Source organism: Streptomyces sp. NPDC050674 (assembly GCF_040654575.1).
GTDB lineage: Bacteria > Actinomycetota > Actinomycetes > Streptomycetales > Streptomycetaceae > Streptomyces.
Map to the genome: position 1 here is coordinate 752,616 of NZ_JBFAIG010000001.1, position 26,913 is coordinate 779,528.

General features: G+C 72.6%; 26 protein-coding genes. 12 read left to right on the top strand and 14 right to left on the bottom strand.

Annotated features, from left to right (window positions below; translation table 11 throughout):
• Positions 1 to 421 precede the first annotated feature (421 nt).
• The 3 genes from AB0I06_RS03180 to AB0I06_RS03190 all read left to right on the top strand — a co-directional run bounded on the left by AB0I06_RS03180 (position 422) and on the right by AB0I06_RS03190 (position 7,002).
• Positions 422 to 3,340: a glycoside hydrolase family 48 protein gene (locus AB0I06_RS03180; RefSeq protein ID WP_363116979.1), complete on the top strand. Its 2,919-nt coding sequence runs from the start codon at positions 422 to 424 to the stop codon at positions 3,338 to 3,340.
• Between the two features lie 215 nt (positions 3,341 to 3,555).
• Complete coding sequence (locus tag AB0I06_RS03185) at positions 3,556 to 6,207, top strand: cellulose binding domain-containing protein (RefSeq protein ID WP_363116980.1); 2,652 nt, start codon at positions 3,556 to 3,558, stop codon at positions 6,205 to 6,207.
• Positions 6,208 to 6,366: 159 nt separating this feature from the next.
• Positions 6,367 to 7,002: a hypothetical protein gene (locus AB0I06_RS03190; RefSeq protein ID WP_363116981.1), complete on the top strand. Its 636-nt coding sequence runs from the start codon at positions 6,367 to 6,369 to the stop codon at positions 7,000 to 7,002.
• A gap of 40 nt (positions 7,003 to 7,042) precedes the next feature.
• On the opposite strand, the gene AB0I06_RS03195 is transcribed toward AB0I06_RS03190, so the two are convergent.
• Complete coding sequence (locus AB0I06_RS03195) at positions 7,043 to 7,786, bottom strand: class I SAM-dependent methyltransferase (RefSeq protein WP_363116982.1); 744 nt, start codon at positions 7,784 to 7,786, stop codon at positions 7,043 to 7,045.
• Positions 7,787 to 7,790: 4 nt separating this feature from the next.
• The gene (locus AB0I06_RS03200; protein WP_363116983.1) at positions 7,791 to 8,096 is read right to left on the bottom strand and encodes a 4a-hydroxytetrahydrobiopterin dehydratase; all 306 of its coding nucleotides are present in this window, start codon (positions 8,094 to 8,096) and stop codon (positions 7,791 to 7,793) included.
• Positions 8,097 to 8,250: 154 nt separating this feature from the next.
• Here AB0I06_RS03200 and AB0I06_RS03205 point away from each other — a divergent pair, with 154 nt between their 5' ends.
• Entirely contained in the window at positions 8,251 to 9,057 is an 807-nt protein-coding gene (locus AB0I06_RS03205) for a helix-turn-helix transcriptional regulator (protein WP_363116984.1), read from the top strand.
• Here AB0I06_RS03205 and AB0I06_RS03210 read toward each other — a convergent pair.
• Positions 9,039 to 9,464, bottom strand: coding sequence for a hypothetical protein (locus AB0I06_RS03210; RefSeq protein ID WP_363116985.1), 426 nt, complete (start codon positions 9,462 to 9,464; stop codon positions 9,039 to 9,041). The two genes, AB0I06_RS03205 and AB0I06_RS03210, sit on opposite strands and share 19 nt — an antisense overlap.
• Positions 9,465 to 9,706: 242 nt before the next feature.
• Between AB0I06_RS03210 and AB0I06_RS03215 the strand changes: the two genes are divergently transcribed.
• Both AB0I06_RS03215 and AB0I06_RS03220 read left to right on the top strand, forming a co-directional pair.
• The gene (locus AB0I06_RS03215; RefSeq protein WP_363116986.1) at positions 9,707 to 10,570 is read left to right on the top strand and encodes a helix-turn-helix transcriptional regulator; all 864 of its coding nucleotides are present in this window, start codon (positions 9,707 to 9,709) and stop codon (positions 10,568 to 10,570) included.
• Between the two features lie 131 nt (positions 10,571 to 10,701).
• Entirely contained in the window at positions 10,702 to 11,169 is a 468-nt protein-coding gene (locus tag AB0I06_RS03220; protein ID WP_363116987.1) for a molecular chaperone TorD family protein, read from the top strand.
• A 224-nt stretch (positions 11,170 to 11,393) separates the two neighbouring features.
• On the opposite strand, the gene dnaK is transcribed toward AB0I06_RS03220, so the two are convergent.
• The 5 genes from dnaK to AB0I06_RS03245 all read right to left on the bottom strand — a co-directional run bounded on the left by dnaK (position 11,394) and on the right by AB0I06_RS03245 (position 17,460).
• On the bottom strand, positions 11,394 to 13,274 hold the full coding sequence (dnaK, locus tag AB0I06_RS03225; RefSeq protein ID WP_363116988.1) for a molecular chaperone DnaK: 1,881 nt from the start codon (positions 13,272 to 13,274) through the stop codon (positions 11,394 to 11,396).
• Positions 13,275 to 13,337: 63 nt separating this feature from the next.
• Positions 13,338 to 14,078, bottom strand: coding sequence for a glycerophosphodiester phosphodiesterase family protein (locus AB0I06_RS03230; RefSeq protein ID WP_363116989.1), 741 nt, complete (start codon positions 14,076 to 14,078; stop codon positions 13,338 to 13,340).
• 217 nt (positions 14,079 to 14,295) lie between these two features.
• Positions 14,296 to 14,724 carry an OsmC family peroxiredoxin gene (locus AB0I06_RS03235; RefSeq protein WP_363116990.1) on the bottom strand — a complete coding sequence of 143 codons (429 nt, stop codon included), beginning with the start codon at positions 14,722 to 14,724 and terminating at the stop codon, positions 14,296 to 14,298.
• Between the two features lie 149 nt (positions 14,725 to 14,873).
• Positions 14,874 to 16,952, bottom strand: a complete 2,079-nt coding sequence (locus AB0I06_RS03240) for a phage holin family protein (protein ID WP_363116991.1) — start codon at positions 16,950 to 16,952, stop codon at positions 14,874 to 14,876.
• A 106-nt stretch (positions 16,953 to 17,058) separates the two neighbouring features.
• Positions 17,059 to 17,460 (bottom strand): hypothetical protein, encoded by a 402-nt coding sequence (locus AB0I06_RS03245; RefSeq protein WP_362245289.1) that lies wholly within the window; start codon positions 17,458 to 17,460, stop codon positions 17,059 to 17,061.
• 83 nt (positions 17,461 to 17,543) lie between these two features.
• On the opposite strand from AB0I06_RS03245, the gene AB0I06_RS03250 reads away from it, so the two are divergent.
• Both AB0I06_RS03250 and AB0I06_RS03255 read left to right on the top strand, forming a co-directional pair.
• Positions 17,544 to 18,317, top strand: coding sequence for an MBL fold metallo-hydrolase (locus AB0I06_RS03250; protein WP_363116992.1), 774 nt, complete (start codon positions 17,544 to 17,546; stop codon positions 18,315 to 18,317).
• 29 nt (positions 18,318 to 18,346) lie between these two features.
• On the top strand, positions 18,347 to 18,982 hold the full coding sequence (locus AB0I06_RS03255) for a VTT domain-containing protein (protein WP_363117033.1): 636 nt from the start codon (positions 18,347 to 18,349) through the stop codon (positions 18,980 to 18,982).
• Between the two features lie 56 nt (positions 18,983 to 19,038).
• Here the strand turns inward: AB0I06_RS03255 and AB0I06_RS03260 are convergent, their stop codons facing one another.
• The 5 genes from AB0I06_RS03260 to AB0I06_RS03280 all read right to left on the bottom strand — a co-directional run bounded on the left by AB0I06_RS03260 (position 19,039) and on the right by AB0I06_RS03280 (position 23,508).
• A complete protein-coding gene (locus tag AB0I06_RS03260; RefSeq protein WP_363116993.1) occupies positions 19,039 to 20,091 on the bottom strand; it encodes an MBL fold metallo-hydrolase in 1,053 nt (350 codons plus the stop codon).
• Complete coding sequence (locus AB0I06_RS03265; protein WP_363116994.1) at positions 20,088 to 21,335, bottom strand: aminotransferase class I/II-fold pyridoxal phosphate-dependent enzyme; 1,248 nt, start codon at positions 21,333 to 21,335, stop codon at positions 20,088 to 20,090. The genes AB0I06_RS03260 and AB0I06_RS03265 overlap by 4 nt, the downstream gene beginning before the upstream one ends.
• 193 nt (positions 21,336 to 21,528) lie before the next feature.
• Positions 21,529 to 22,206 (bottom strand): hypothetical protein, encoded by a 678-nt coding sequence (locus AB0I06_RS03270; protein ID WP_363116995.1) that lies wholly within the window; start codon positions 22,204 to 22,206, stop codon positions 21,529 to 21,531.
• A 128-nt stretch (positions 22,207 to 22,334) separates the two neighbouring features.
• Complete coding sequence (locus AB0I06_RS03275; protein WP_363116996.1) at positions 22,335 to 23,129, bottom strand: RNA polymerase sigma factor SigF; 795 nt, start codon at positions 23,127 to 23,129, stop codon at positions 22,335 to 22,337.
• Between the two features lie 196 nt (positions 23,130 to 23,325).
• Complete coding sequence (locus AB0I06_RS03280; RefSeq protein ID WP_363116997.1) at positions 23,326 to 23,508, bottom strand: hypothetical protein; 183 nt, start codon at positions 23,506 to 23,508, stop codon at positions 23,326 to 23,328.
• A gap of 157 nt (positions 23,509 to 23,665) precedes the next feature.
• On the opposite strand from AB0I06_RS03280, the gene AB0I06_RS03285 reads away from it, so the two are divergent.
• The 3 genes from AB0I06_RS03285 to AB0I06_RS03295 all read left to right on the top strand — a co-directional run bounded on the left by AB0I06_RS03285 (position 23,666) and on the right by AB0I06_RS03295 (position 25,215).
• Positions 23,666 to 24,067, top strand: coding sequence for a DUF2795 domain-containing protein (locus AB0I06_RS03285; protein ID WP_363116998.1), 402 nt, complete (start codon positions 23,666 to 23,668; stop codon positions 24,065 to 24,067).
• A 73-nt stretch (positions 24,068 to 24,140) separates the two neighbouring features.
• The gene (locus AB0I06_RS03290) at positions 24,141 to 24,569 is read left to right on the top strand and encodes a CBS domain-containing protein (protein WP_363116999.1); all 429 of its coding nucleotides are present in this window, start codon (positions 24,141 to 24,143) and stop codon (positions 24,567 to 24,569) included.
• A gap of 103 nt (positions 24,570 to 24,672) precedes the next feature.
• Positions 24,673 to 25,215, top strand: coding sequence for a type 1 glutamine amidotransferase domain-containing protein (locus AB0I06_RS03295; protein WP_363117000.1), 543 nt, complete (start codon positions 24,673 to 24,675; stop codon positions 25,213 to 25,215).
• 52 nt (positions 25,216 to 25,267) lie between these two features.
• Here AB0I06_RS03295 and AB0I06_RS03300 read toward each other — a convergent pair whose 3' ends face one another.
• The gene (locus AB0I06_RS03300; protein ID WP_363117001.1) at positions 25,268 to 25,555 is read right to left on the bottom strand and encodes a DUF6158 family protein; all 288 of its coding nucleotides are present in this window, start codon (positions 25,553 to 25,555) and stop codon (positions 25,268 to 25,270) included.
• A gap of 63 nt (positions 25,556 to 25,618) precedes the next feature.
• Between AB0I06_RS03300 and AB0I06_RS03305 the strand changes: the two genes are divergently transcribed.
• Positions 25,619 to 26,719, top strand: coding sequence for a Vms1/Ankzf1 family peptidyl-tRNA hydrolase (locus AB0I06_RS03305; RefSeq protein WP_363117002.1), 1,101 nt, complete (start codon positions 25,619 to 25,621; stop codon positions 26,717 to 26,719).
• Positions 26,720 to 26,913 lie beyond the last annotated feature (194 nt).

Here is a 26,913-nt window from a genome sequence, read left to right on the forward strand (position 1 = left end):
TGCGATACCGCAGTTCCGTGGGGGGTTCGTCGGGTGCGGTGAGGTGTCGCGGGCAGGACGGAGCGAGCGCGGCGCCGTTCGCGACCGACGCGGGGGAGCAACTGTCGTGCGCACGCGGGCGTCTCACGCCGGCGGCGGCTCAAAGTACTGAACGCGGGGGGTGTCGCATGAGCGACTCCTTGCAGGTCGGGCGTGCCGTGACGGACGCGTCGACTGATGGAACCGCTCCCACTGGTGCCAAGGAAGGTAGCGCCAAGTGACAGTAAAGAACAGGGGAGCCGCTGACTTTTGCTCAAGGTGGGGCATCGAATCTTTTCGACTCTTCGAGAACCTTGACCGGTACCTGACGGGTCCGCACTATGGGAGCGCTCCCACTGGTTCAAGCCTTGACTTCTCCGAGCCGCAAGGAGGAACCAGCACCATGCATCCCCCACCCCGGAGACGCGGAGCGGTACGGCGGTTGTGGACCGCCGCCCTCGCAGCTCTCGCGCTTCCGTTGACGATGCTCTCCTCGGGGTCGACTCCCGCGCAGGCAGCGCCACTTCAGTGCAGTGTCGACTACAAGACGAACGACTGGGGCTCCGGTTTCACGGTGGACCTGACCCTCACCAACCGCGGCACGGACGTCATCGACGGCTGGACGCTGACCTACGCCTACTCGGGCAACCAGAAGCTGGGCAACGGCTGGAACGGCACCTGGTCGCAGTCCGGCCAGAACATCACCGTGAAGAACGCCGCCCACAACGGGCGCGTCGCCGCGGGTGCCGCCGTCTCCACCGGCGCCCAGTTCTCCTACAGCGGCGCCAACACCGCACCGGCGTCCTTCTCGGTCAACGGCACCCGTTGCACCGGCGCGCACCAGCCGCCGATCACCGTGCTGACCAGCCCGAGCGCGGGCGCCGTCTACACCCAGGGCCAGGCGGTGCCGCTGGCGGCGACCGCCGCCGCCGCGGACAATGCCACGATCAGCAAGGTGGAGTTCTACGACGACACCAAGCTGCTGGGCACCGACACCAGCGCGCCCTACGCGCTCTCCGTCTCCGACCTCGCCGTCGGCGGTCACTCCCTGGTGGCGAAGGCGTACGACAGCATGGGCGCCTCCGCCGACTCCACCCCGGTCGGCATCACCGTCTCCTCGGGTCCGACCGTGGTCGCCTCGCCGGTCCAACTCGGCGTGCAGTCCGGCAAGTCGGGCACCTACGAGGTGAAGCTGTCCAAGCAGCCCGCCTCGAACGTGACGGTGACCTCGGCCCGCGCGAGCGGCAACTCGGGGCTGTCGGTCACGGGCGGCGCCTCGCTGACCTTCACACCGCAGAACTGGAACACCGCGCAGAAGGTGACCGTGACGGCCGCGAGCTCCGGTTCGGGGTCCGCGGTGTTCGAGTCGACGGCCGCGGGCCACGCGAAGGCCTCCGTCACCGTCACCCAGCTGGCGGCGGCGAAGGTCTACGACGCCCGTTTCCTGGAGCTGTACGGGAAGATCACCAACCCGGCGAACGGCTACTTCTCCCCCGAGGGCATTCCCTACCACTCGGTCGAGACGCTGATCGTCGAGGCGCCGGACCACGGCCACGAGACCACCTCGGAGGCGTACAGCTACCTCCTGTGGCTCCAGGCCATGTACGGCAAGGTGACGGGTGACTGGTCGAAGTTCAACGGCGCGTGGGAGCTCATGGAGAAGTACATGATCCCCACCAAGGCCGACCAGCCGACCAACTCCTTCTACAACCCCGCAAAGCCGGCCACCTACGCGCCCGAGCTGGACACGCCGGCCGAGTACCCGGCCAAGCTCGACACCGGTGTCTCGGTCGGATCCGACCCGATCGCGTCCGAGCTGAAGTCGGCCTACGGCACGGACGACGTCTACGGCATGCACTGGCTCCAGGACGTCGACAACGTCTACGGCTTCGGAAACTCGCCGGGCAAGTGCGAGGCGGGTCCGTCGGACACCGGCCCGTCGTACATCAACACCTTCCAGCGCGGTGCGCAGGAGTCGGTGTGGGAGACCGTGCCGCAGCCGACGTGTGACGCCTTCAAGTTCGGCGGCAAGAACGGCTATCTGGACCTGTTCACCGGTGATGCCTCCTACGCCAAGCAGTGGAAGTTCACCAACGCGCCGGACGCCGACGCGCGGGCCGTGCAGGCCGCCTACTGGGCGGACCTGTGGGCGAAGGAGCAGGGCAAGGGCTCGGCCGTCTCCGCGACGGTCGGCAAGGCCGCCAAGATGGGCGACTACCTGCGCTACTCGATGTTCGACAAGTACTTCAAGAAGGTCGGCAACTGCGTCGGTCCCTCGGCCTGCCCCGCGGGCACCGGCAAGGACGCCTCGTTCTACCTGATGTCCTGGTACTACGCCTGGGGCGGCGCCACGGACACGAATGCCGGCTGGGCCTGGCGCATCGGCTCCAGCCACGCCCACGGCGGCTACCAGAACCCCCTCGCCGCCTACGCCCTCGCCAACTACGCGCCGCTGAAGCCCAAGTCGGCGACGGGCGCGGCGGACTGGGCCAAGTCCATGGACCGCCAGCTGGAGTTCTACCGCTGGCTCCAGTCCAGCGAGGGTGCCATCGCCGGCGGCGCGACCAACAGCTGGGCGGGCCGGTACGCGACCCCGCCTTCGGGCAAGTCGACGTTCTACGGCATGTACTACGACGAGGCGCCCGTGTACCACGACCCGCCGTCCAACCAGTGGTTCGGCTTCCAGGCGTGGTCCATGGAGCGGGTCGCCGAGCTGTACCAGCAGACGGGCAACGCGAAGGCCAAGGCGGTCCTCGACAAGTGGGTCGACTGGGCGCTGTCCAAGACCACGTTCAACCCGGACGGCACCTTCCGCATCCCGTCGACGCTCCAGTGGTCGGGCCAGCCCGACACCTGGAACGCCTCCAGCCCCGGCTCCAACAGCGGGCTGCGCGTCACCGTCGCCGACTACACCAACGACGTCGGCGTGGCCGGTTCGTACGCCAAGACCTTGACGTACTACGCGGACCGCTCCGGTGACACGGAGGCGGCGACGGCGGCGAAGAAGCTGCTGGACGGCATGTGGGACAACCACCAGGACGCCCTCGGGATCGCCGTCCCGGAAAGCCGGACCGACTACAACCGGTTCGACGACCCGGTGCACATCCCCAGTGGCTGGACGGGCACGATGCCGAACGGTGACGCGATCAACTCGTCGTCGACGTTCGACTCGATCCGGTCCTTCTACAAGGACGACCCGGCCTGGTCGAAGATCGAGAGCTATCTCGCCGGCGGCGCGGTGCCCTCGTTCACGTACCACCGGTTCTGGGCTCAGGCGGACATCGCCTTGGCCATGGGCGCGTACGCGGAGCTTCTCGAATAGCCCCCGCCGGGCGCTCCGCGGGTGGGCGGGGTCTGGGCCGCGGGTCCGTCGTGACTGGGCCCGCAGCTCCCCTCGCCCCTGAAACAGCAGGTGCGTCCGAAGCTCCGCGTACCTGGCCCCGCACCTGACGCGGGGCCACCACGGCCGGGCGGCTCCCCCCGCACGGGAGCCGCCCGGCCCTCGCACGTTCCCCCTCCCGCGGAAGGAACCCCACCGTGCGAAGAACCCGTATCCTCACGGCCGTGCTGGCGCTGGCGGCCGGTCTGCTCTCGGGTGCCCCCGCCGCGCTGGCCGCCGATCCCCCGGCGACGAAGCTCGCCGCGGACACGTACACCTGGAAGAACGCCCGGATCGACGGCGGTGGCTTCGTCCCCGGCATCGTCTTCAACCGCTCCGAGAAGAACCTGGCCTACGCCCGCACGGACATCGGCGGCGCCTACCGCTGGCAGGAGTCCTCGAAGACCTGGACGCCGCTGCTGGACTCGGTCGGCTGGGACGACTGGGGGCACACGGGCGTCGTCGGCCTCGCCTCCGACTCCGTCGACCCGAACCGGGTGTACGCGGCGGTGGGCACGTACACCAACGACTGGGACCCGAAGAACGGCGCGGTCATGCGCTCCACCGACCGGGGCGCGAGCTGGAAGAAGACCGGCCTGCCGTTCAAGCTGGGCGGGAACATGCCGGGGCGGGGCATGGGCGAGCGGCTGGCCGTGGACCCCAACCGCAACAGCGTGCTGTACCTGGGAGCGCCCAGCGGCAAGGGACTGTGGCGGTCGACGGACTCGGGCGTGACCTGGTCCCAGGTCGCGAACTTCCCCAACGTGGGCAACTACGTGGCCGATCCGAGTGACACCTCCGGCTACTCCAGCGACAACCAGGGCATCGTCTGGGTCACCTTCGACGAGTCCACCGGCACGGCCGGGAACGCCACGAAGACGATCTACGTCGGGGTCGCCGACAAGGACAACGCGGTGTACCGGTCGACGGACGCGGGCGCCACCTGGCAGCGGCTGGCCGGGCAGCCCACCGGCTACCTCGCCCACAAGGGCGTGCTGGACGCGAAGAAGGGCTTCCTCTACCTCGCCTACAGCGACAAGGGCGGCCCGTACGACGGCGGCAAGGGCCGGCTGTGGCGGTACGCGACGGGCACGGGCGCCTGGACGGACATCAGCCCGGTCGCGGAGGCCGACACCTCGTACGGCTTCAGCGGACTGACCGTGGACCGGCAGAAGCCGGGCACGCTGATGGCGACGGCGTACAGCGCCTGGTGGCCCGACACGCAGATCTTCCGTTCCACGGACAGCGGCGCGACCTGGACCAAGGCGTGGGACTACACCTCGTACCCGAACCGCCAGAACCGCTACACGATGGACGTCTCGTCCGCGCCGTGGCTGACCTGGAGCGCGAATCCGCAGCCGCCCGAGCAGACGCCGAAGCTGGGCTGGATGACCGAGGCCCTGGAGATCGACCCGTTCGACTCGAACCGCATGATGTACGGCACGGGTGCGACGATCTACGGCACGGAGAACCTCGGGAACTGGGACAGCGGCGGTACGTTCACCGTCAAGCCGATGGTGCGGGGACTGGAGGAGACGGCGGTCAACGACCTCGCCTCTCCCCCGTCGGGCGCCCCGCTGCTGAGCGCGCTCGGTGACATCGGCGGCTTCCGGCACACGGACCTGACGAAGGTGCCGTCGATGATGTTCACGCAGCCGAACTTCACGACGACGACGAGCCTGGACTTCGCCGAGTCGAACCCGAACACCGTGGTCCGGGTGGGCGACCTGGACTCGGGCCCGCACATCGCCTTCTCGACGGACAACGGGGCCAACTGGTTCGCGGGGACCGACCCTTCGGGCGTGAGCGGCGGCGGCACGGTCGCGTCGGCGGCCGACGGCGGCCGGTTCGTGTGGAGCCCCCGGGGCGCGGGCGTGCACCACACGACCGGCTTCGGCACGTCGTGGCAGGCGTCGGGCGGCATCCCGGCAGGGGCGCTCGTCGAGTCGGACCGCGTCGACCCGAAGACCTTCTACGGCTTCAAGTCCGGGAAGTTCTACGTCAGTACGGACGGCGGGGCGACCTTCAAGGAATCCCCGGCCACCGGTCTGCCGAGCGGTGACAGCGTCCGCTTCAAGGCGCTGCCCGGTGGGAAGGGCGACGTGTGGCTGGCGGGCGGCGACGCCGGCGGGACGTACGGGCTGTGGCACTCCACGGACGGCGGAACGAGCTTCACCAAGCTCTCCGGCGTCGAACAGGCCGACACCATCGGCTTCGGCAAGGCGGCGCCCGGCGCTTCCTACCAGACGCTGTACACCAGCGCGAAGATCGGCGGCGTGCGGGGAATCTTCCGCTCGACGGACAAGGGCGCGAGCTGGACGCGCATCAACGACGACGCCCACCAGTGGGGCTGGACGGGCGCCGCGATCACCGGTGACCCCCGGATCTACGGCCGCGTCTACGTCTCCACGAACGGCCGCGGCGTCATCTACGGCGACAGCGCGGACGGCGGTACGGATCCGGGCCCCGGCCCCGATCCGGCACCGACGGGCACCTGCAAGGTGACGTACAAGATCACCAGCCAGTGGACGGACGGCTTCCAGGCGGACGTCCAGCTCACCAACACCGGGACGAGCGCCTGGAACGGCTGGTCGCTCGGCTGGACCTTCGCCGACGGTCAGAAGCTGAACCAGGCGTGGAACGCCGAGGCCGCGCAGTCGGGTTCGGCGGTGACGGCGAAGAACGTCGGCTGGAACGCCAACGTGGCGGCGGGCTCGTCGGTGGCCTTCGGCTTCACGGCGAACCGGACGGGCGCGAACACGAAACCGGCCGCGTTCACCCTGGGCGGCAAGACCTGCGCGATCGGCTGACCGGACGGTCCGAGGGCGCGTACCAAGAGCCGGAAACGGTACGCGCCCTCTCCGCACACCGGGGCCGATCACGAATCGATCACCTTGCCGACCCCCTGCTTACAATTTCTTCACATCTCTCGCTACGCTCACCCCCCGCGAAACACCTCAGGGGGGTCCATGTCGTACATCCAGCCTCCGCCGCCGCCCGGCTTCGCGCCGCGGCCCTCCCCGCCGACTCCCCCGCCGTCCTGGGCCCGCAAGCGCGTCCTGCTACCCGCGGCCGCCGTCCTCCTCGTCGTCGGCGCGGCCATCGGATCCGCCGGGAGCGGCGGCGACGGCGAGAAGACCGCCGCCGCGCCCCGGCCGACCGTCACCGTCACCGAAAGGGCGCGCACCGACGACAAGGCGGATCCGGCGCCCACGGTGACCGTCACCAGGACCGCCACGGCGAAGGCCAAGGCCGAACCCGAGCCCAAAGCCGAGCCCGAGGCGGACACCGCCGACGACGCCGAGGCCGCCGGCGCCGCCGAGGGCAAGGCGGTGTTCAAGGTGTGGGGCTCCGCCCCCTCCGGTGTCGACATCACCTACGGCAACGACGGCACCAATCTCCAGGGCAAGGGCCTGCCGATGAAGAAGACCCTGACCGTCGAGGACGACGCCCTCTACTACCAGGTGACCGCGCAGCTCATGGGCGGCGGCGACATCCGGTGCTCCCTCACCATCGACGGCCGGACGAAGTCGGGCCGGGCCCAGGGCGGCTACAACATCTGCTCCGCCCAGCTCAACAGCGACTTCAGCGGCGGCTTCAGCTAGACCTCGATGCCGCTGCCCAACGAAAGCCGGGCCGTGGAGTTCACCCCGTCTTCCGGAACGCCCGCAGGCTGAACACCGGGTCGGGGCGGGGCCGGTCCTGGTCGGGGAGGCGGGCGAGCCGGGTGGCGAAGTCGTCGGCGAGCGGATCGCCCGGCGGCAGGGTGACGAACCAGCCGCGGCGCAGGTCGGCGATGGTGCGGCGGGGGCTGCGGCCCTGGCCGTGACCGGTGAAGCGGGTCTGCCCGGCCGGGACGAGACCGTGGGCGGCGGCGCAGGACTCGACGTCCGCCGCCGCGTCCCGGACGGGGCTGGGCGGCCGGGAGGCGAGCACGACATCGATGTCACTGCCCACGTTGTGGGCGGCGGCCTTGTCGACCGTCGTGACGTAGAGGCCACCGGGTCGCAGCACCCGGGCGCACTCGCCGACGATGGTCCGCACCTCGGCGGGCCCGGCGGCCAGGTGCAGCAGCCACACACTGCACACCGCGTCGAACTGCCCGTCGCCAAAGGGCAGTCGGCGGCTGTCGGCGCGTACGACGGCGCCGGGCAGCCGGGTGGAGGCCTGCCGGGCCATCGCGGGGGCGAGGTCGACACCGGTCACCCGCATGGCGGCGCGGGCGGCCGCCAGCCGGCGGGTCACGATGCCGGTTCCGCACGCCACGTCGAGAAGGTCACGCGCAGAGGGAGGCAGCAGGCTCAGCACCGCCTCCGCGGCGGCCGCGGCCCGGGGCTCGCCGCCGCGCGAGGCGTCGTACCGCTCCGCTTCCTTGTCGTAGTCGAGCACCCCGTCAGTGTGCCCCGTGGGCGGGGGCGAGGTCTTCCACCCTGCGGGCGAGCTCGAAGTCCTTCTCGGTGACGGCGCCGCCCGCGCTGTGCGTGTGGACGGCCAGGGAGACGGTGTCGTACCCCAGCGTCAGGTCGGAGTGGTGGTCGAGTTCCTCCTGGACCCCGGCGATGTGCACGACCATCGCCGCCGCCGCGACGTGCGAGCCCAGCCGGTAGGAGCGGATGAGACGGTCCTGGTCGAGGGACCAGCCCGGCAGCTCGGCCAGCCGGTCCTCGATCTCCTTCTGCGACAGCGGTTGCACGGGCATGGGCTGCGCTCCTTGTCCTGCTCCGGGGTCCCGGGGGTGTCCGGGGGCGGGATGGCCGGGATGTTCACTCAGCCTGCCACAGGATCACCGCCGAGACCCTGGCCGGAACGGGTGTGCCTGTCCGGCACGACCGGTTCTCGACTACGGTCCTGACATGACCACTCACGCGTCCACCGCCGAGAAGGGCGTGGGTCCGCTGCTGCGGGCCTGGCGGGAGCAGCGGCGGGTCAGCCAGCTGGAACTGGCCCTGCGCGCGGACTCCTCGGCCCGGCACATCAGCTTCGTCGAGACCGGCCGCTCCCGGCCCAGCGAGGAGATGGTGCTGCGGCTGGCCGAGCACCTGGAGGTCCCCGTGCGGGAGCGCAACGCCCTGCTGCTGGCGGCCGGTTACGCCCCGCGCTACCCGGAGACACCGCTGGACGACCCGGCGCTGGGCGCGCTGCGAGAGGGCATCGAGCGGCTGATCGGCGGCTACGAGCCGTACCCGGCGCTGGTGGTCGACGCGCTGTACGACGTCGTGGCCGCCAATCGGGGGGTCATGGCACTGGTCGACGGTGTCGGCGAGGCCCTGCTGGAGCCGCCGCTGAACGCGATGCGGCTCGCTCTGCACCCCGAAGGCCTGGCTCCCCGCATCCGCAATCTGCGCGCCTGGCGGGGCCATCTGCTGGAGCAGATGGAGCGGCAGATCGCGCTGCACCGCTCGGAGCCGCTGCGGGCGCTGTACGAGGAGGTGGCGGCCTATCCCGTGCCCGAGGCCGATCCGGTGGACGAGCCCTCGGAGCCGGTGCCGTACTTCGCGCTGCCGCTGCGGATCGAGCACGAGGGGCGGACCCTGTCGTTCATCTCCTCGATCGCCACGTTCAACACGCCCATGGACGTGACGGTCGCCGAGCTGGCCATCGAGACCCTGCTTCCGGCCGACCCGGCGACGGCCAAGTACCTTCAGTCCTCCGCGCTCTGACGGCCCTTCAGCGCCGTGTGCTGGAGGACGGCGAACGCGGCCACCACCAGGGCCTGGAGCGCCGTCCACACGGTGCCCGCGGTGCTCGGCGTGAGCCACAGCGCCAGGGCCGCGAGGCTGACCGCCGCCCAGGCGAGGTTGGCCTCCACGACGGCCCGCACCCCGAGCGCCGGGGGGTGCCTGCGGGCGGCCAGCAGGATCACTCCCACGGTGTAGAGGGCGAGGAACGCGCCCAGGGCGCGCAGCAGGGCGGCGTCGACGCCGAGGAACCGTCCGAGCGGGCCGGTCAGCGCCAGGTAGGCGAGCGCGTTGACGCCGGTCACCGCGGCGTCCAGGGCGAGGAAGCGACGGAGCATCGACTGCGGCTCGGAGGTCCGGGCGAGTGCGGCGAGCTGGAACGCGGACATGGGGATCACTCTCCGTCGGGTCGTGGTGCGGCGGCTGGGGCCGGGTCCCGGGCCGGAGTGCGCCGGCCCGGAACCCGGTGCCCTCACGATCCCTTCCGGGCGGCTTCGGGTCGATTACCCGCGGGGTAATGCCCGGGGCCCCTCCCTCCGCTTCCGGCGATCTTCTCGGCGCGAGCCCTGTCACGGTGCCCGCCGGACGTGACAGACTGATCACAGGCTTGGGCACGTTGGGGAGGCGTGGCGTGAGTGAACGACGGGCCGCACCCACGGTGGGCCAGGTGGTCCTGGGCAAGCGGCTGCAAGAGCTGCGCGAGGCCGCGGGTCTCAGCCGTGACGAGGCCGCCCGGGTGCTGCGGGTCGCCCCCGCGACCGTCCGGCGCATGGAGACCGCCGACGTCGCGCTGAAGATCCCCTACGTGCAGATCCTGCTGACCGCCTACGGGGTGGCCGAGGACGAGGTGGCCGCGTTCGTCGACCTCGCCGAGGAGGCCAACCGGCCGGGCTGGTGGCAGCGGTTCCACGACGTGCTGCCGGAGTGGTTCAGCCTGTACGTGAGCCTGGAGGGCGCCGCCCGGATCATCCGGTCCTACGAGCCGCACTTCGTGCCGGGGCTGCTGCAGACCGAGGGGTACGCGCGCGCCGTGCTGGAGGCCGGCACCATCGCGAACGCCGGGCCGGAGGCCATCGAGCGGCATGTGTCGCTGCGCATGGAGCGCCAGCGGCTCCTGGACCGCCCGGACCCGCCGCACCTGTGGGTCATCATGGACGAGACGGTGCTGCGGCGCCCGGTGAGCGTCGACGGCCGGGTGATGCGCGACCAGCTGGACAAGCTGCTGGAGTTCTCCTGCCGCGACCGGGTCACCCTTCAGGTGGCCGAGTTCGCCGACGGCCCCCACCCGGGGACGTACGCACCGTTCTCGCTGTTCCGCTTCGCCGAGCCGGAGCTGCCCGACATGGTCTTCACCGAGTACCTGACCGGCGCGCTGTACCTGGACTCCCGCAAGGAGGTCTCCGCGCATCTGGAGGTGCTGGACCACATGACGGCCGGGGCGGGCTCCGCGCAGCGCACGCAGGAGCTGCTGCGGGAGTACCGCGAGCGCTACTGACCTCCTCGCCCGCCCCGACGTCATGGCACGGGTTCTGACCCGTACGGGCGCCGTCGGCAGGTGTGCTCCCCGGCCCGCCCCTAGCGTCGGGATGACGGGGCCGGCGAGCAAGCGCACGCGAAGGAGGTCCGATGCCCGGATTCGAGGTGCTGTACCAGGCGGCGGCGCTGTGCCTGATGTACCCCGACGACGGCTTCCGCGCCCGGCTGCCGCTGCTGCGTGAAGCCGCGCCGCAGCTGCGGGAGTTCGCCGACCACGCGGCCGTCACCCCGCCGATGGAACTGGCCGCGCACTACGTCGAGGTGTTCGAGTCGGGGCAGGACCACAGCCTGTACCTGAGCGCCTGGCGCGAGGCGGCCCCGGCCCCCTCCGAGGAGATGTACCGCGCGCACGGCCTGGAGACCACCGGCGAGGAACCGCCGGACTTCCTCCCGGCGGTCCTGGAGTGCGCGGCCCGCACCGGCGACACCGAGCTGCTGGCGGAGCACCGCGACGGCCTGGACCGGCTCCGGATGGGACTCACCGACTTCGGCACGCCGTACGCGACGGTGCTGGACGCGGTGTGCGCGACGCTGCCGCCGGCGGCCACGGGACGCTAGGTCGTGTCCGCAAAGTCCCTCCGTCCGCCCGGAGGGCGGGCCCTGCGGCGTCTGGTGCGTGCTCTCGGCGTGCCGGGTGCAGTCCCTCGTACTGGACGTACTTGGGGCTGTGCCCGGTGCGGCGAGTGGGGGTACCCCCTGCTCGAAGAGCTTGGGGGAGCGTGCCAGGCGTCGCGGGGCAGGAGGGACTTTGCGGACACGGCCTAGCCCCCGCCGTCAGCGGTTCAGTCCGGGGCGGTCCCGCGCTTGTCGTCGTGCCGGCCTCCCTGGTCCTTGTCGTCGTCCACGATCTCCGCGTCGACCACGCCCTCCTCGTCCCGCGGGGTGGCCGAGGGTTCCTCGGTGGGCGTCTGCTGGGTCTGGGCGTACATCGCCTGGCCCATCTTCTGGCTGACCGAGGCGAGTTTCTCGACGCCGGCGCGCAGGGCGGCGGTGTCCGCCTGGCGTTCCAGTTGCTCCTTCACCTCGGTGACGGCCGACTCGACCTCGGACTTCGTGTCCGCCGGGATCCGGTCGCCGTTCTCGCGGAGGAAGTTCTCGGTCTGGTAGACGAGTTGCTCCGCCTGGTTGCGGGTCTCGGCGGCCTCGCGGCGCCGCCGGTCCTCCTCGGCGTACTGCTCGGCCTCGCGCATCATGCGGTCGATGTCGTCCTTGGGCAGGGCCGAGCCGCCGGTCACGGTCATCTTCTGCTCCCGGCCGGTCGCCAGGTCCTTCGCGGAGACGTGCATGATGCCGTTGGCGTCGATGTCGAAGGCCACCTCGATCTGCGGCACACCGCGCGGCGCCGGCGGCAGGCCGGTCAGGTCGAAGACGCCGAGCTTCTTGTTGTACGCGGCGATCTCCCGTTCGCCCTGGTAGACCTGGATGCCGACCGAGGGCTGGTTGTCCGCCGCCGTCGTGAAGATCTCCGAACGCCGCGTCGGGATGGTGGTGTTGCGCTCGATGAGCTTGGTCATGATGCCGCCCTTGGTCTCGATGCCCAGGGACAGCGGGGTGACGTCCAGGAGCAGCACGTCCTTGACGTCGCCGCGGATGACGCCCGCCTGGAGCGCGGCGCCCACCGCCACGACCTCGTCGGGGTTGACGCCCTTGTGCGGGTCCTTCCCGGTCAGCTCCTTGACCAGGTCGGTCACCGCGGGCATCCGGGTCGAGCCGCCGACGAGGATCACGTGGTCGATCGCCGAGAGCTTCACACCGGCGTCCTTGACGGCCTGGTGGAACGGGGCCTTGCAGCGGTCCAGCAGATCGGCGGTGAGCTCCTGGAACTGGGCCCGGGTCAGCTTCTCGTCGAGATGCAGGGGTCCCTCGGCGGAGGCCGTGATGTAGGGCAGGTTGATCGTCGTCTCGGTCGAGCTGGACAGCTCGATCTTGGCCCGCTCGGCGCCCTCGCGCAGCCGCTGCACCGCCATCTTGTCGGTTCCGAGGTCGATGCCGTTCTGGCCCTTGAACCGCTTGATCAGGTGGTCGACGACCCGCTGGTCCCAGTCGTCGCCGCCCAGGTGCGTGTCACCGTTGGTGGCCTTCACCTCGATGACACCCTCGCCCATCTCCAGCAGCGACACGTCGAAGGTGCCGCCGCCGAGGTCGAAGACGAGCACCGTCTGGTCGTTCTCCTTGTCCAGGCCGTAAGCGAGGGCCGCGGCCGTCGGCTCGTTGATGATCCGCAACACCTTCAGGCCCGCGACCTCACCGGCCTCCTTGGTCGCCTGCCGCTGGGAGTCGTCGAAGTAGGCGGGCACGGTGATCACGGCGTCGGTGACGTCCTCGCCGAGGTAGGACTCCGCGTCCCGCTTCAGCTTCTGGAGCACCCGCGCGGACAGCTCCTGCGCCCGGTAACGGGTGCCGTCCACATCGCCCTCGGCGGGAAAGCGCCAGTGCGCGTCGCCCATGTAGCGCTTGACCGAGCGGGCGGTGCGCTCCACGTTCGTCACGGCCTGCCGCTTGGCGACCTCCCCGACCAGCACCTCACCGTTCTTGGCGAACGCCACCACCGAGGGCGTGGTCCTGGCCCCCTCCGCGTTGGCGATGACGGTGGGCTCACCGCCCTCCAGCACGGCGACCACCGAGTTCGTGGTTCCGAGGTCGATCCCGACCGCACGTCCCATCGCTGTCCCCTTTCGCCAGGGCGCTCCTCATACTCTCCAGCACAAAACTTGAGTGCGCTGTTGTCAATGCCGCGAGGGGGTGGTCGGTCCGCGCAGGGCCACGGCGTGCCGGGGGCGGTCGGTGACGAGGACGTCGAGGTGCGGGTGGGCGAGGAAGGTGTGCAGGAGGGGGTCGTCGTTGACGGTCCACACCATGGTGAACAGGCCGTGCCGGGTCGCCTGGCGCAGCACACCGGCCCTGGCCAGCCGGTGGTGCACCGCGACGCCGTGTGCCCCGCAGGCCCGGATGCGGCGGACGGGGAACAGCTCGCTCAGGCGGGTGCCGGGCAGCCGGGCCAGGGCCAGCTCCCCGCGGTCGCGCCCGAGGGAGAGGGCGGTGCGCACACCGGGGTGGTCCCGGGTGACGGCGGCGACGGAACGGTCCTCCAGGGTCGTCACGACGAGCCCGTCGGTGCCGAGCAGGGCGACCGCCCGGTCGATCACCTCCCGCTCGTAGCCGGTCTCCTTGAGGTCCAGGTGGGCCACGAGCTTCCCGGCGATCAGCGCCATGACCTCGTCCACGACGGGCACGTCGTATCCGGCCCGCTCGCTCAGCTCGGCGTGCGTCAGCGCGGACAGCGGCGGCCCGGCGGGGCCGACCCGGGCGTCGTGGTGGACGACGAGGACTCCGTCACCCGTGCGGCGGATGTCGAATTCGACATACTCCGCGCCGGAGTGGATCGCGTCCTGGTACGCCTCCCAGGTGGCGGGGCCGGCGTGCTCGGAACCGCCCCGGTGGGCGGAGACGGCGGGGCGGGGTGTCATGATCGTCGGCTCCCTGGGGGCGAGCGGGGAGGCGGCACGGGGGCGAAGGCGTCGTCGGGCGCGGCGAGCAGCGAGCCGGAGCGGGCGCCGGCCCGTCGTTCCTTCCGGACCGGCGGTTCGAGGCGCCTGGTCGATACCCGGGCCGGGGGTGGTGAACCGACGACGACGCGCGGGCCGCCTTCGTGGGGCGGACCCGCGCGGTGCGTGCGGGAGCAGGTCAGGCGAGCTTGGCGGTCAGCGTGATGGGCGTGGCCTTGAGGGCCTGGCTGACCGGGCAGCCGACCTTGGCCTCGTCGGCGGCGGCCTGGAAGGCCGCCTCGTCGATGCCGGGGACGGTGCCCTCGACGGTGAGGTGGATGCCGGTGATGCCCTCGCCCGGCTGGAAGGTGACGTCGGCCGAGGTGATGAGCTTGGTGGGCGGCGTCCCGGCCTTGTTGAGGATGTTGGAGAAGGCCATCGAGAAGCAGCTGGAGTGGGCGGCCGCGATCAGCTCCTCGGGGCTGGTCTTGCCGTTCGCCTCCTGGGCGCGCGAGGCCCACGTGACCGGCTGCTCGCCGATGGCGCCGGAGGAGTCGAAGGTGACGACGCCGTTGCCCTCGAGGAGGTTGCCTTCCCAGACCGTGTGTGCGGAGCGCGTGGTAGCCACGGGTTCTTCCTTTCGCATGCGGACTCGCCTGCGGGCCCGTTTCCGGGCCCTGTGTCCCCCATCCGATCACATTACGGCTCAACTCACGCGCGCGACCTGTCCTCTGCTGTGCGCGGGTCCGGTGGCGGCCCGGTGGACGCCGCCGGATGTCAGGCGGCGTGCTCCTCCTCGGCGGCCTCCAGCGGCACCTGCGGTCCGTTCGTCTCGCGCAGCCAGCGCCGCAGCACCCGGTGCACCTGTTCGGCGCCCACGAGTTCCTCGCCCACGGCGACGGGTGCGGAAAGACCGAGCGGCGACAGCAGGAAGGGCCTGCCCTGGGCGCCGCCGAGGCCGCCGTGGGAGCCGATCTGCTCCTCGAAGGCGAGGACTTCACCGTCGGCCGGGTCGTGGAAGGAGTTGACCATGATGTCGGCGGTGTGCGGGAACGCGTGCGTGCGGCGGACCGCGTCGGCGGCGCCCGGGCCGAACGGGGCGAGCGGGCCCGGGTTGTCGTCGAGGTCGGCCAGCGGGATCTCGGCGCCGTACGCGCCGAGGACGACGCCGCCGTGCTCGTCGCTGCGGACCAGCAGGAAGCCGATGCCGGGGTGGTTGGCGAGGGTCGGCAGCAGCGCGGGGTGGCGGGCGTCGATCTCCTCCTTGCTCATCCGGTGCGGCACGTCCGGGAAGGAGACCAGGCCGAGGTTGCCGGAGGCCAGCACGATCGGCTCCTCGCGGTGCTCGGGGCGGTGCTGGTCACCGGTCTCCGCGACGGGGATGCGCAGGGCGGCGCGGACGGCGGCGCGGGCCTCCGCCCCGCTGCGGGTGCGCTCCGCCTTGCGCGGTACGGGCAGGCCGCAGCCGGCCCGCACCAGGTCGCCGAGCGTGAGGCCGTAGCGGGAGCGGAACGTCTCACCCGGGCTCTGGCCGTGGTCGGACAGCACCACGATCCGGTAGGGGCGCGGGGCGTGCTCGGCGACGTTCTCGATCAGGGCGAGGGAGCGGTCGAGGCTTTCGAGGACCTTCTGCGCGTCGCGGCTCGCCGGGCCGGAGTGGTGGGCGACCTCGTCGTAGGCCACGAGGTCGGCGAAGACGGCCGTGCGGCCGACGAGCATGTCACCCGTCACCGCGGCGACGACGACGTCCCGTTCGACGACGGTCGCGAAGGCCCGCACGAGGGGGTAGAGGCCGCCGCGCGAGACGCGGGGGCGTTGTCTGCGCAGGCGCGCCCGGGTGGACTGGCCGATCTCCCGGCCCACTTCGGCGACGAAGGAGAGCGCGGTGCGCACGGCGTTGGCCGGGTCGGAGAAGTAGGCGAAGTAGCCGGCGCGGGAGCGGTTCTCCCGGCTGCGGCGGCGGGCGGCGATGGACAGCACGAGGGCCTGCTGTTCGGCGCCCCCGCTGAACAGGTTGCCTCGGCTGGCGCCGTCGACGGTGAGCAGCCCGCCGTGCCCCGCGTACTCGACGGCGCGGCGCTGGAGTTCTGCCGCGCTGGTCGGGCGGTTGCAGACGACCACCTCACGGGTGTCCTTCTCGTACCAGCGGAAGGCGGGGACATCGTGGTTGCTGCCGTGCAGGATGCCCAGCTGGCTGGCACCGGTCTGACTGGACCAGTCGGTGCGCCAGGGGGTGAGCCGGTGGCTGGGGCGTCCGCCGTCGCCTATGTCGAGCCAGCGGGCGACGGTGGGCATCAGGCCCTTGCCCACGGCGTCGAGCAGGGTGTCGTGGCCGACGCCGTCGAGCTGCACGAAGACCGTGCCCGGGGTGGCGGGGCAGGGCGGTCCGAAGCGGCGCCTGCGGCGGTCGGAGAGGCGGTACAGCCTGCGGCGGTAGGCGTCGTCGTCCCGTACGGCCAGGGCGGCTCCGGTCGCGGAGGCCACGGCGGACATCACGGCGGCGACCACGACGGCGGTCTCCGGCGCCGCGGCGCCCTGTTCGGCCGGGTTGAGGCGCAGCGCGAGCAAGAGCAGGGCGCCGTTGAGGAAGAACACCAGCAGCCCCAGCACGAGCGCCGGTACGAGGAGCAGCAGCCGGACGAGCAGCGGCCACACCACGGCCGACAGCAGTCCGAACGCCCCGGCGCCCAAGGCCGCCGTGACGGCGATGTCGGTGGCGCTGTCGCCGTCCTCCGAACGGAGCCGGAAGTCCGGGAGGATCCCCGCGAGCACGAGCAGGGTGAGGGTGGAGACCGCCCATACGGCGACGCTCCGCCCGACCCGACTGGCGATCCGCCGCCACCGCACGCCCCGCACCCCGTCACCTCACGTCCCGGCCCGCAGCCGCAGCGGACCCTCCCCGTCAGTGTCTCAACGCCCGGCCGGGTCCTTTCGTCCCCGGGCCGCAGCCCGGCGAGGGACGTCAGCGCCCGTCGTAACCGGCCGTCGGCATCGACAGCCGCCGGTGCACGCACGCCTTCATGGCGGCGTCGTACGCCGGTTCCGCATGCCCCACGGTCTCGACGCGTACACCCCGCCGCGCACACTCGGCGGTGAACTCCTCGACGGAGGCGAGCGCGCTCTCCAGCACCCTCCGGCTGGGCGCGACGAACAGGTCGAGGCCGGGCCGCACGCCGTCCCACAGCGCGCCGTGGTCGGACCGCAGCCCGCGCACCAGTAACTCCCGGCTGACCACGTAGCCGCGTTCGGCCGCCCAGCGGGCGCACATCGCGTGCTGACTGCGGGAGTCGACCAGGAACGGATCGTCGTCCAGTTCCTCCAGCGGCGTCAGACTCGCGATCGCCGTGACCCGCACCGGCACCATGGCGTCCCCCTCACCTCCGGTTTCGCCGCCGACCCTACTCCTGCACGTAGGCTTCGGGGGAGTCGCGCGAAGGAGGCAAAGAAGTGCCGGTGGAGATCACCTGGTGGGGTCACGCCACTTGCACCGTCGAGGACTCGAACGTGCGCGTGCTCACGGATCCCCTGTTCGCGCGCCGGCTCGCGCACCTGCGCCGCCGGCGCGGGGCCCTGCCGCCGCCGGGCGCCCCGCGCGCGGACGTGGCCCTGGTCTCGCATCTGCACGCCGACCATCTGCACGTGCCGTCGCTGATGCGGCTCGCCGAGGGCACGCGTCTGCTCGTGCCCCGGGGCGCGCGCCGGGCGGTGCCCGCACTGCGCAGGCTCACGCACCTGCGGGTGAGCGAGGTGGCCCCGGGCGACGAGATCCCGGTCGGCGACCTCGTCGTACGGGCCGTGCCCGCGCTGCACGACGGGCGGCGGCTGCCGTTCGGGCCGCAGCGCTCCCCCGCCCTCGGCTACGTCATAGCCGGCGAGGCCCGGACGTACTTCGCCGGGGACACCGGGCTGTTCGACGACATGGCCAAGGAGGTCGGGCCGGTCGACGTGGCGCTGCTGCCGGTGGGCGGCTGGGGGCCGTACCTGGGCGAGGGGCACCTGGACGCGGGCCGGGCGGCGCAGGCGCTGGAACGGCTGGCCCCGCGCAGTGCGGTGCCGGTGCACTACGGCACGTACTGGCCGATCGGCATGGACGCCGTGCGCCCCCACGAGTTCCACGCGCCGGGGGACGAGTTCGTCCGGCTGGCGGCCCTGCACGCGCCGGACGTGGCGGTGCACCGGCTCGGGCACGGCGAGAGCGTGCGCTGGGAGGCCGCGCGGTGAACTGGTCCGCGCCCCTGGCGTTCACGCCCCTGTTCGCGGCGTCGGCCGTGACACCGGCGGCCCTGCTCCCGGAGAGCACGCAGCAGGCGATCGGCTATCCGACGCTCTTTGTGCTGGTGCTGGCCGGGGCGCTGGTCCCGGTGATTCCGACGGGGGCGCTGGTGAGTTCGGCGGCGGTGGTCGCCGTGCACCGGACGACGCCGTTCTCGCTGGCGCTGGTGTTCGTGACGGCGTCGCTGGCGGCGTTCCTGGGCGACGCGGCGCTGTACTGGCTGGGGCGGCGCGGGCTGAAGTCGAAGAACGGGTCGCGGTGGCTGGAGGCGCTGCGGTCACGGGCGCCGGAGGACCGGCTGGAGCAGGCTCAGGAGAAGCTCGCCGCGCACGGGGTGGCGGTGCTGGTGCTGTCGCGGCTGGTGCCGGCGGGGCGCATCCCGGTGATGCTGGCCTGTCTGCTGGCGGAGTGGCCGATGCGGAGGTTCTCCCGGGGGAACCTCCCGGCGTGTCTGGCCTGGGCCGTGACGTATCAGCTCATCGGGATCCTCGGGGGGTCGCTGTTCGCCGAGCCGTGGCAGGGAGTGGTGGCGGCGATCGCGCTGACCGTGCTGATCAGCGTGGTGCCGACGGTGGTGCGGCGGGTGCGTGGGCGCCATGGGGGTCATGGTTGATCCCGGGGTGCGGGTGCGTCGTGGTTCTTCGCAGTTCCCCGCGCCCCTGATCTCACCTACAGCACCTTTGACGCGCCCACCGGCATGTCCCACAGGTTCTCCCGGGACAGGCCCGCCTTTTCCCAGGCCGCGCGTACGCGCGTGAGGGGCTCCATGACCGGCTCGGCCGACAGGACGAACGTGGCCCAGTGCATGGGGGCCATCCTGGCCGCGCCCAGGTCCTGCGCCGCGCGCACCGCCTCCTCCGGGTCGCAGTGCACGTCGCGCAGCCACCAGCGGGGGTCGTAGGCGCCGATGGGCAGCAGGGCCAGGTCGATGCCGGGGTAGCGGTGGCCGATGCGGGAGAACCAGTGGCCGTAGCCCGTGTCGCCCGCGAAGTACACGCGCCGGCCGTCCCGGTCGGTGAGGACCCAGCCGCCCCACAGGGTGCGGCAGGTGTCGGTGAGGCTGCGCTTGGACCAGTGGTGGGACGGGACGAAGTCGAAGCGGACGCCGTCCAGTTCGGCGGCCTCCCACCAGTCGAGCTCCGTCACGCGCGTGAACCGGCGGCGGTGGAACCAGCGGGCGAGCCCGGCCGGCACGAACACCGGTGTGTCGCGCGGGAGTCGGCGCAGCGTGGGGGCGTCCAGGTGGTCGTAGTGGTTGTGGCTGATGACGACGGCGTCGACGCGCGGCAGGTCCTCCCAGGGGACGCCCACCGGGGTGATCCGGGCCGGGGTGCCGAGGATGCGGCGGGACCACACCGGGTCGGTGAGGACGGTCAGCCCGCCGATGCGCAGCACCCAACTGGCGTGCCCGGCCCAGGTGACGGCGATGGTGCGGGCGTCGACGCGGGGCAGCGGGGCCGGGGCGTAGGGCAGCCGGGGGATGTCGGCGAGGCCCTCCGGGTCCGGTCTCACCGCGCCTTCCCGGGCGAAGCGGGCCATGGCCTTCAGGCCCGGGAGCGGCGCGGTCAGCCGGTCGTGGAAGCTGCGCGGCCACACCCGCCGCTCCGCCAACGGCCGGGGTTCGGCCAGGGGCGGGGAGGGGGGCGCGAGGGGCGACGGGGACGCGGGCCCGGCGGGCTCCTGGGTGGTCGTGCCGGTGGTCGACTCGGACTGCTGCGTCATCGAGGAGGCTCCCATCGCTGAGCGTCGTCGCGGAGATCGTCGAGGGCCGACTTCAGTCGGATCAACGCGCGGTGCACGTGCGGCAGTTCCAACGGCGTGGGTGAGGTGAGGCATTCCACGCGTTCCGTGTCGGAACCGGCCACCAGCGAACCGGTGGAGAGCCGCACGCGCGGCGCTTCGAGGTCGTCGCCGAAGCGGTGCCCGCCCGGGGCGGGCATCCCGAGGCGTGCGGTGAGGAAGTCCTCCAGTTCCTGGGCGTCCGCGATGCCGTGCACGCTGAGCGCGGGCCGCAGCGGGGCCAGGTCGACGTACAGGTGGCGGCCGGAGCGCGGGGGCCGGGCGAGGGCGCCCGCGGCGACGACAGCGGAGTGCGCCTCGGCGGCCAGGAGCGCATGCAGGCGCACGGCGCCCGCCACGCGCTCCCGCACGGGTTCCGGTTCCCCGAGGGCGTACGCCGCCGCCGTGGCGACGGGCGCGGCGACACGGGCGTCGAGGGCCGTGAGCACGTCGAGCACGCGTGCGTGCAGGCCGTCGCCCTCCTCACCGGCCGGGAAGCGGGCCACGGCGGCCGGCCAGCCGGGCGGGAGCAGGGCGCCGGCCAGGTCGGTGACGACGGTGACCCGGTCGGGCACCATCTCGGCGGGGCTGAGCAGCACGGTGTCGTGCGGGTCGTGCACGGTGTCGCGCCAGGTCTCGTCGCTGACCAGGTGCAGGCCCTCCCCCTGGGCGGCCTCGACGGTCTCGTGCAGCAGTTCGGGCGGGGCGACGGTCGCGGTGGGGTCGTCGGCGACGGACAGCACCAGCAGCCGCGGGTCGCCGCCCTCGGCGCGGACCCGGCGCACGGTCTCCAGCAGCGCGTACGGGTCGGGGACGCCGCCGCTCTCCGGCGGGGTCGGCACCTGGAAGGCGGGACGGCCCAGCAGCCGTGCGTAGGGCGCCCACCAGGCGGCGCAGGGTCTGGGGACGAGGACGTCGCCGCCGAGGGCGGCGGTCAGGGCGAGCAGCAGCGCGGGGGAGCCGGGCGCCGCGGCCACGCGCTCGGGCCGGCAGTGCAGTCCGCGCCGGTCCCAGTAGCCGCAGGCGGCCTCGCGCAGGGCCGGACCGCCGCCGACCGGCTCGTGATCCCCCCGGGACGCGGCGGCGGCGAGCACCGCGGACAGCTCGGGCAGGACCGGCAGTCCGTCCTCGGGGAGCGGCGGCCCGAACCGGACGGGGCCGTGACCTTCCGGGGCAGTCCGCCGCATCCGTACCTCCGCAGTGCCTGGTGCCGCCGTGTCTGTGTCACCCTCGGCGCGTGCGCCGTCCGCTGCCCTGGGCCACCGAGTACCCACTGTGGCGCCGCCCCATGGCCGTCCGCCGGGTTGCGACGATCACAGCATGAGCGGGCCCGGGCCGGGGAAACGGGCCCTTTCCGGACGGTGGGACGGGCCCGGCGGGTCAGCGGTGGGGGTCGGGCTCCCGGTTGCGCAGCCGGTGCACGGCGGCCCCGCAGGCGCCCGCGATGAGCAGTCCGCCCGCGACCATGGCCGGCACGGAGTCGGTGAAGGCACCGCCGTCACCGGCGCGCACCCCGCGCTCGATCACCGCCGCCTCGCATGCCGTGGGGCGCGGTTCGCGGTGGTGCCCGGGTGCGGGGCAGGGCTCGTGGGTGGGGTGGTGCGTGGGCTTGTGCGTCGGCGTGTGGGGCCCGGAGCCGTGCGTCACGGTGAACGTGGCGCTCCACGGCTTGCCCTCGCCGCCGGGGGCGGCCGGGCAGTCACCGTCGACGGTCCACGCGGAGTCCTCCCCCGCGGCGTCCGGATCGCCCTCGAAGTTCTCGGCGGAGGCGATACGGGCCGTGCCCCGGTAGGCGGGGCCGGAGACCTCGTCGTCGTTGCCGGTGACGCGGCGCAGTGCCACCGTGCCCTCGTCGAAGGCCTGCGAGGTGGCGTCGATGGTGTCGGGCGCCGGCCCGCCGGTCGGATCACAGCTGACCGAGACGGTGAGCGTGCCGCCGGGCTGGACCGCGGCGGGACTGACCTCGGCGGCCGGTTCGGCGGACACGGCCGGCGCGAAGCCCACCAGGGCTGAGCCGGCCAGGGCGGCGGCGGACAGGGCGTGCAGGCTGCGGCGCATCGAGGGGACTCCTTCGGTAGTCATACCCCTCTGCCATGACAGCCCGCCCGCACCGGGCCCGCGCGGGGCCGGGCCCCATTAGCGGGACGGCGCCCGCCGTCCGGGTGACGGCGCGGCGGCCGGGCGTCTCAGGCCACGTCCCGCATGACCTGTTCCCGCACCCGGCCGCAGCAGCGGCTGATCAGCCGGGACACGTGCATCTGGGAGATTCCCAGCTCCTCGGCGATCCGGCTCTGCGTCATGTCGCCGAAGAACCTCATGTAGAGAATCGTCCGCTCCCGCTCCGGCAGCGCCGCCAGCCCCGCCTTCACCGACTCGCGGTCGACGACCGTGTCCAGCGCGGCGTCGCAGGAGCCCAGCGCGTCGCTCAGGGAGTATCCGTCCTCGCTGCCGGACAGCTCCGCGTCCAGGGACAGCGCGGAGAAGCTCTCCAGCGCCTCCATGCCGGCCCGGACGTCCTCCTCGCTCAGTTCGGCGTGCTCGGCGATCTCGGCCACGGTGGGGCGGCGGCCGGAGATGGTCTGGGACAGGTCCTGGCCGGCGACCCGGACGCGGTTGCGCAGGTCCTGGACGCGGCGGGGTACGTGCAGGGTCCACATGTGGTCCCGGAAGTGCCGCTTGATCTCGCCGGTGATGGTCGGCACGGCGTAGCTCTCGAAGGCGTTGCCGCGCTCCGGGTCGTACCGGTCGACGGCCTTGACCAGGCCGAGGGCGGCGACCTGGCGCAGGTCCTCGGCGTTCTCGCCGCGGCTGCGGAACCGTCCGGCGAGGCGGTCCGCCATGGGCAGCCAGGCCTCGACGATCTCGTCGCGGAGCGCGTCGCGCTCCGGTCCGGCGGGCGACGCGGCGAGCCTGCGGAAGGCTTCCGCGGTGTCGGGGGCGTCGTCGTGGGGGTGCTGCTTCGCGCTGATTCGGGTCGGCATGATGCGTCGCAATCCCTTGAACATCTGGCGGGCCGGACGGTCACCGTGAAAGCGCATCCGCTGTGGGACAGGGCCTCGGTGGCGGCGCGCGACGCCGCTCCCACGGACGTGCCTCCTGTCCGAAGCACTGTCGGGCGCCTGCCCCCCGCCCCCACCCCCAAACCCGCGGAGGCCGCGTCGGGGCTCGAGCGGGGCCTCAGGGCGAGGGCGCGGGAGTCCCTGCCGGGGCGGGAGAGGAGGTGGCGGCCGCCGCGGGGGACGCGCCGGCCGGTTCGCGCCGGACGGCGTCCTCCTGTGGCAGCAGCAGCTCCTCGTAACGGCCCAATACCAGCACCACACCGAGCATGACCAGCGGGATGAGCACAGCGAGCATCGCCATGACGGGTCCTTCCCCAAAGAGGTGTGGGGGGTGCGATCCGGGTCTCCCGCAGGACATGGCGCAAACCGGTGGGTGACGGCGATCGGGTCCGCGCACCCGGTGTCGGCTCCGGGTGTTCGGGTACGCGGTGCGGGCCCCCGAACGTCTGGAGGGAGACATGCAGCGAGGCAGCGACCGGCTGAGCGTCCACCGGGACGACGAGATGAAGCACGAGCTCCAGGGTCTGCTCAGGTCCGGGCATCCCACTCGCAGTGAGGAGTGGCACGACCCGGAGCCGGCCGCCGAGGACGACCCCGCGGTCGCCCACGGGCCGGTGACGCCGAGCCGTGCGCCGACGTCCCTGGAGTCGGTGCGACTGGAACTGGCCCGGATGCTGGGCCGCAGGGTGTTCCCCGCGGGTCCGCGCGAGCTGACCCGCGAGCTGCGCGGCCACCAGGCGCCCGACGTCTTGGTCGAGGCCCTGGAGGGGCTGCCGCGGCAGGAGCGCTACGGCAATGTCCAGGAACTGGCCCAGGCCCTGGTCCGGGCCCGTGAGACCGGGCCGCAGGAATACGCCTGAGAGGAACCGCGTCGAGGGCATCGCGGTCCGCCGTGTTGCCCTCGCCGGCCCGGACGGGAGGGAAGGCCCAGTGATGGCCGAGTACGTCAAGGACGTGATGACAGCGGGCGTGGTCGCCGTGCGCCCGGACGCCTCGCTCGTCGAGGCGGCGCAGTTGATGCGCACGCAGAACATCGGCGATGTGGTGGTGGCCGAAGGGCAGGACGTGATCGGTGTGCTCACCGATCGTGACATCACGGTGCGGGCCGTCGCCGACGGGGCCGACCCCATGACGGTCAGCGCGCAGACCGTGTGCACGCGGAACCCGGTGACGGTCACGCCGGACGACCGGGTGGCGACCGCCGTGACGCTGATGCGCGAGCATGCGGTGCGACGGCTGCCGGTGGTGGAGAACGGGCTGCCGGTGGGGATCGTGAGCCTCGGCGACGTGGCCGAGGCCGAGGACCCCGCGTCGGCGCTCGCCGACATCAGCCGGGCCGAGCCGGACGCGCGGGGCACCTGAGCAGGCGCGCGAAGACCGAGAGATCCACGACAAGCACGAGAACGAGCGAGGAGCGACGCGGCGCACTGGCGTGCCGCCCGCTCCGGGAAGGACGTTGAGCATCATGCGCATCGCGTTTCTGGTGGCACCGGAGGGCGTCGAGCAGGTCGAGCTGACCGATCCGTGGCAGGCCGCGAAGGACGCGGGACACGAGCCCGTGCTGGTGTCGACGCAGCAGGGCGAGATCCAGGCCTTCAACCACCTCGACAAGGCGGACACGTTCCCCGTGGACGAGGTCGTGGGCGACGCCTCGCCGGACTCCTTCGCAGGTCTGGTGCTGCCGGGCGGCGTCGCCAACCCGGACTTCCTGCGGATGGACGACAAGGCCGTCGCGTTCGTCCGGGACTTCTTCGAGCACGGCCGGCCCGTGGCGGCGATCTGTCACGCGCCGTGGACGCTGGTCGAGGCGGACGTCGTCCGCGGCCGGGAGCTCACCTCCTGGCCGAGCCTGCGGACGGACATCCGCAACGCCGGCGGAACCTGGGTCGACCAGCAGGTCAAGGTCTGCGACCACGGGGCCAACAAGCTGGTCACCAGCCGCAAGCCGGACGATCTGAAGGCGTTCTGCGACACCTTCCTCGAGGTGTTCGCGCAGCAGGCCGGCTGATCACCCGGGGCCGTCCGCGCCGGCCCCGTACCGGCCGGGTCCTCGAAGGGGCTCAGGTGCCGGGGGTCGTGGGAGTCGCCGACTCCCCGCTCCCCCGCTCCCGGGCCCCTTCCCGTGTGCGGCCCGCGGCCACCGGGCGGCGCGGGTTGCGGCGCAGGTACTCGCCCTCCAGCTGTGCCATGCGCTCGTTGTGGACGCGCAGCGCGTCGTTGGAGCCGTACAGCAGCGTGTCGTGGCGCGTGCGGTGGATGGTCTCCAGCTCCTTCATGAGCTGCTGGTCGTCCAGCCGGTCAGGGTCCACTCCGGTCATCGTGTCGCCCCGCTCGTCGTGTTCGTTCATGAGGGCCGGGTACCCGCCCGCGGAGCAGCTGAGCACCACCCCGAGCGGCATCCGGGAGGAACCATGGATCTCGCCTTTCTGCACCCACTGTACGAACACCCCGGACCTTGGGCCTCCGTGTACGTCGACACCTCACGGCACTCGGAGAGCACTGCTCACGAGCGGGGGCTGACGGCCCAGGCGATGGCCGGGGAGCTGTCGGCGCAGGGGGCGGACGAGGCGACCTGCCGGGCGGTACGGGGCGCGATCGAGGATCTGCGGCACTCCTCGGAGCCGCACGGCCGGGCCCTGTTCGCGCGGGACGGCGAGGTCGTCCTCGCCCCGCCGCTGGTCCGTCCCCCGCAGGGCGGCGACTGGGCCGAATGGGGGGCGCTGCCGCGGGTCGCGCCGCTGCTGGAGCTGGCCGGCGAGGACCCGGTGTGCGTGGTGGCGTACGTCGACCGCAGGGGCGCGGACTTCGAGCTGCGCAGCGCGCTGGGCCGCGAGGACGCCGGGAGCGTCGCCGGACGGCGGTGGCCGGTGCACCGGACGAGTTCGGCGGACTGGTCCGAGCGCCATTTCCAACTGCGGGTGGAGAACACCTGGGAACACAACGCGGCGGAGATCGCCGACGCGCTCGCCGTGTGCCAGGAGGAGACCCGGGCCGACCTGCTGATCCTCGTCGGTGACGACCGGGAACGGCGGTCCGTGCGCGAGCGGCTGCCCAAGCGGCTGCACGACCTGGTGGCCGAGGCGCCGCACGGCACCGCCAGCCGGCTGCTGGACGCGGACGTGGAACGGGCCCGGGCCGAGCACGTGGCGCGGCAGGCGGAGGCGGAACTGGAACGCTTCCGCGCCGCCCGCACCCCGGACGACGAGGGCCGGGCCGGGGCCGTCGAGGGTGTGCCCGCGCTGGTCGAGGCGGCCCGGGAACACCGTATCGACGAGCTGCTGATCAGGGTCGACGGGCCCGACGCGCACCGTGAGGTGTGGATCGGCGAGGACCCCGATCAGCTCGCGGTGCGCCGTACGGACCTGAAGGTCCTCGGCGAGCAGCACGCCTGGCCGGCCCGGGCCGACGACGCGCTGATCCGGTCGGCGGTGGCAACGGACGCGCCCGCGCTGTCCGTTTCCGAGCGGGAGGTTCCCGTGGGGGGCCTCGGGGCGCTGCTGCGCTGGAAGTGACGGTGGCCCGCGCCCCGGCCCCGCCGGGTCCTGGCGGGTCCGCTTGGTGCCGGCCTCCCTCGTGCGAGTTCGCGGGGACCGCGGGCACCGCCACCTGGGGGCCGCGGCCCCCAGGTGGGGGTGGCCGCCGCGGGGGCGCGCTCACCAGCGAGTTGGATGATAGTGGCGGGGGGGAGACCGCCGGCGAGGTGGTG